We start from the raw sequence: 4,490 nt of genomic DNA on the forward strand, positions 1-4,490 counted from the left end.
CGCGAAGGCTGTGTGTCAGGCGCTAGATGTATAGGCTGACACGCCGCTTTCGCGAGCAAGCCCGCTCCCACATTGGATAGGTGTCACGGCTGCAAGTAGCGCAACACCGACTCGCAGATCATCTCGCGATGACGCTGCTTGATGCTTTCGTCCGGCAAATCGATCTGAAAAATCTCACCGAACGTATGGCGGTTCGAGACGCGGTAGAAACAGAACGAGCTGATCAGCAAGTGCACATCCAGCGCGTCCAGCCCGGCGCGGAAGACACCCTCCTCGGCACCGCGACGCAAAATCTCGCCCAGTGAATCGAGGATCGTATTATTCATCGCCTTGATCGTGTCCGAACGCTTCACGAACTCGGCGTTGTGGATATTTTCGATACAGACGATGCGCACGAAATCGACGTTGCGGTCGTGGTGATCGAAGGTGAATTCCACCAGTCGACGGATCGCCACCACCGGCGGCAACTCGGCCAGGTGCAGGCGGTTTTCGGTGCTGCGGATGTCGCCGTAAAGCTTCTCCAGTACCTCGACGTACAACTGCTCCTTACTGCCGAAGTAGTAATAGATCATGCGTTTGGAGGTGTGGATACGCTCGGCGATCGCGTCGACGCGGGCGCCGGACAAGCCCTGCTGGACGAACTCGACGATCGCCTCCTGCAGGATGTTCTCGCGGGTTTTTTCCGGGTTGTTCTTGCGACTCTTGCGCGGCTCGATACCGGATTCGACGGGAGCGGCGGGGAGTTCTGAAGTCATTGTCATTGCGGGCTCACGGCCATCACTGCACAGGTTGGCGATTATGGGCCGCGCTGCACAGTGAAGGAAGCCACGCGGCTCGTGTTTAATCCCGCGTTTACGAAATTCCTACAACTTCGCCTGACGCACCGCACCGCTGCGTGATTTGGCCATCGCCGCCAGACGTACCGCGACGTTCGCCGCACCATAACCGGCATAGCCGTTTTTACGCTGGATGATCTCGAAGAAGAAGCGCCCCTCGAACGGCTCGGTGTACACGTGGAACAACTCGCCGCCCTGCGCGTCGCGGTCGTAGAGCACGTTGTAGTACGCCAGCTCGCTGAGGAACTCGTCGTCGAAATCGAAGCGCGCGGCGAGGTCGTCGTAATAGTTGAGCGGGATATCCAGCAACGGCACACCGGCTTCTTTGGCGCGGCTGACTTCGGCGAAGATGTCATCACAATCGAAGGCGATGTGATGCACACCGGAGCCGCGATAACTCGACAGCGCGTGGGAGATCGCGGTGTTGCGATTCTCGGAGATGTTCAGCGGTAGACGGATCGAGCTGTCGCGGCTGCGCAACGCCCGGCTTTTCACCAGACCGTACGGATCGGGCAGCACCACTTCATCGTCGGCCTCGAAATCCAGCAGGCTCTTGTAGAACAGCACCCAGCTGTCGAGGCTGTCGGCCGGCAGCGCCATGGCCATGTGATCGATGCGCTTGAGGCCGCCACGGGCCTGAGCGTTCGGCAGCAGATTGAAGTCGGTGCCATAAACGTCCGCCGCCTCATCCACCAGATAAATCAGGCTGCCGTCCGGCGCACGCACCGCTGCCAGTTCCAGTTCGTTGGGGCCGACCAGGCCGCGATAGGGCTGGCCCTTGTAGGCGACGGCGCGGGCCAGGGCGCTGGCGCTGTCCTTGACCCGCACGGCGGTGGCGCACAGCGACGGGCCGTGGGCTTCGAAGAAACTGTGGCCAAACGAATACGGTTCGGCGTTGAGGATCAGGTTGATATCGCCTTGGCGCAACAGGCTCACACTCTTGGAGCGGTGCTGCCCGGCCTTGACGAAGCCCAGGCGCTCCAGCCAGTTGCTCAGTTTGGCGCCGAGGCTTTCGTCGACGGCGAACTCGAGAAACTCGATGCCGTTGTACTCGCTGGCCGGCGGCGTTTCGAAGAGGATTTCACGGTTGGCCACTGGCGTTGCTTGCTGTTCCAGGCGCTGACGGGTTTTCTCTTCCAGATACAGCAGCGAACGCAGACCATCGGCGGCGTTGGCCCGTGGTGGCGCGGCGCGGAAGCCATCGTTGAAGATCTCCAGCGACAACGGCCCGGTGTAACCGCTCTGGATGATTGGCGCGAGGAACCCCGGCAGATCGAATTCGCCCTGCCCCGGGAAGCAACGGAAATGCCGGCTCCACTCCAGGACGTCCATGGCGAGGATCGGCGCGTCGGCCATTTGCACAAAGAAGATCTTGTCGCCAGGAATGTCGGCAATCGCGCTTGGATCACCTTTCAGCGACAAGGTGTGAAAGCTGTCGAGCAGCACGCCGAGTGCCGGGTGGTCGGCCTGGCGAACAATGTCCCAGACCTGTTGATAAGTATTGACGTGCCGGCCCCAGGCCAGCGCTTCATAGCCGATACGCAACCCGCGAGCGCCGGCACGTTCGGCCAGCAGCCGCAGATCATCGACGAGAATCTGCCGGTCGCCGACGCTGTCCGCCGAGGCGTTGCTGCAGACCAGCACCAGATCGGTGCCCAGCTCCTGCATCAGGTCGAATTTGCGCTCGGCCCGCTCCAGATTGCGCGCCAGCCGATCACGGCGGCAGCCTTCAAAATCGCGGAACGGCTGGAACAGGGTGATGGCGATCCCCAGGTCAGCGCACATCTGCCTGATTTCCCGCGGGCTGCCGTCGTAATACAGAAGATCGTTCTCGAAGATCTCGACGCCGTCGAACCCGGCGGCGGCAATGGCTTCGAGCTTTTCCGGCAGGGTGCCGCTCAGGGAAACGGTGGCAATGGAACGCTGCATGTTGCTACTCCCGGACTGCGCTGCAGTTTTTTACAGGGGATCATTTTTTATCGTGAGGAAATTATTGGCTGCATCGTCTTCAGCAGCAATTTAAAGTGTACCAGCCGGTTAGTTTTGCGTGCGATTATCGAACACTATGGCGTTTCGGCGAATTGACGATTTTTCGTCCACTGCCCACCATCGACTTCACATTGAGTCCGGAAATGAACCTTCGGTCGCAGTGCGTGCAAACAACACCACATAACAAATTCAAAAACGGGTGGAACAATGATTCCTTCACAGACTTCCCGCATGGCTCCGGCCATGAGCACTGCCACGGGTGGCATCGGCGACAAGATCCGCGGCGCCATGGCTGTCGGCAAGACCCGTTGGGGCATGCTGGCGCTGGTGTTTTTCGCCACGACCCTGAACTACATCGACCGCGCAGCCCTCGGCGTCATGCAGCCGATCCTCGCCAAGGAAATGAGCTGGACGGCGATGGATTACGCCAACATCAACTTCTGGTTTCAGGTCGGCTACGCGATTGGTTTCGTCCTGCAGGGACGCCTGATCGACCGGGTCGGCGTGAAACGCGTGTTCTTCTGCGCAGTGCTGCTCTGGAGCCTGGCTACCGGCGCCCACGGTCTGGCGACTTCGGCCGTCGGCTTCATGGTCTGCCGCTTCATCCTCGGCCTGACCGAAGCGGCCAACTACCCGGCCTGCGTGAAAACCACGCGCCTGTGGTTCCCCGCCGGTGAACGCGCCGTGGCCACCGGCATCTTCAACGCCGGGACCAACGTCGGCGCCATGTTCACGCCGATGCTGCTGCCGCTGATTCTCCACGTATGGGGCTGGCAGGCCGCGTTCCTGTGCATGTCGGCACTCGGCGGGATCTGGTTGCTGTTCTGGGGCCTGAAGTACTTCAACCCGGAAGACCATCCAAGCGTTAAACAGTCCGAGCTTGAGTACATCCAGCAGGAAGTCGAACCGGAACAGGCCCGCGTACCGTTTTCACGCATCCTGCGCATGCGCGGCACCTGGGCGTTCGCCCTCGCCTATTCGCTGACCGCGCCGGTGTTCTGGTTCTACCTGTACTGGCTGCCGCCGTTTCTCAATCAGCAATACAACCTGGGCATCAACGTCACCCAGATGGGTATTCCGCTGATCATCATCTACGTGACGGCCGACTTCGGCAGCGTCGGCGGCGGCATTCTGTCGTCGTTCCTGATCGGTCGCGGGATGAACTCGATCAAGGCGCGGCTGCTGTCGATGTTCCTGTTCGCCTGCTGCATCATCGGCGTGATCATGGCCGCTGGTTCGAGCAATCTGTGGGTCGCCGTCGCGGCAATCTCCCTGGCGATCGGCGCGCATCAGGCCTGGACTGCGAACATCTGGAGCCTGGTGATGGACTACACGCCCAAGCACATGATGAGCACGGTGTTCGGTTTCGGCGGTATGTGCGCAGCGATCGGCGGGATGTTCATGACCCAGATCGTCGGCCACATCCTGACCGTCACCCATAACAACTACACGGTGCTGTTCACGCTGATCCCGGCGATGTACTTCATTGCCCTGACCTGGATGTACTTCATGGCCCCGCGCAAGATTCCAGACGTCACCGAATAACCTGCCTGCACCCCTCCCCCCTGTGGGAGCGGGCTTGCTCGCGAAAGCATTTAGTCAGTCACTGAAGATGTCGACTGATCCACCGCCTTCGCGAGCAAGCCCGCTCCCACAGGGTTATTT

At 60.5% G+C, this 4,490-nt stretch carries 3 protein-coding genes; 1 reads left to right on the plus strand and 2 read right to left on the minus strand.

All coding sequences use genetic code 11. From position 1 onward, the window contains the following. Window positions 1-83 precede the first annotated feature (83 nt). Window positions 84-761, minus strand: a complete 678-nt coding sequence (locus tag QMX91_RS29255; protein WP_027612854.1) for a TetR family transcriptional regulator — start codon at window positions 759-761, stop codon at window positions 84-86. A gap of 102 nt (window positions 762-863) precedes the next feature. Beyond that, on the minus strand, window positions 864-2,765 hold the full coding sequence (gene quiC, locus QMX91_RS29260; RefSeq protein WP_098965733.1) for a 3-dehydroshikimate dehydratase QuiC: 1,902 nt from the start codon (window positions 2,763-2,765) through the stop codon (window positions 864-866). Between the two features lie 267 nt (window positions 2,766-3,032). On the opposite strand from quiC, the gene QMX91_RS29265 reads away from it, so the two are divergent. Continuing rightward, window positions 3,033-4,370 (plus strand): MFS transporter, encoded by a 1,338-nt coding sequence (locus QMX91_RS29265; protein WP_123588933.1) that lies wholly within the window; start codon window positions 3,033-3,035, stop codon window positions 4,368-4,370. The last annotated feature ends 120 nt before the right edge of the window (window positions 4,371-4,490 follow it).

Source organism: Pseudomonas sp. PS01299 (genome assembly GCF_029960145.1).
Lineage (GTDB): Bacteria > Pseudomonadota > Gammaproteobacteria > Pseudomonadales > Pseudomonadaceae > Aquipseudomonas > Aquipseudomonas putida_A.

Excerpts from the sequence above, each read along its gene's own strand:
- quiC (WP_098965733.1), bottom strand. The coding sequence starts at position 2,765 with ATGCAGCGTTCCATTGCCACCGTTTCCCTGAGCGGCACCCTGCCGGAA.
- QMX91_RS29255 (WP_027612854.1), bottom strand. The coding sequence starts at position 761 with ATGACAATGACTTCAGAACTCCCCGCCGCTCCCGTCGAATCCGGTATC.
- QMX91_RS29265 (WP_123588933.1), top strand. The coding sequence starts at position 3,033 with ATGATTCCTTCACAGACTTCCCGCATGGCTCCGGCCATGAGCACTGCC.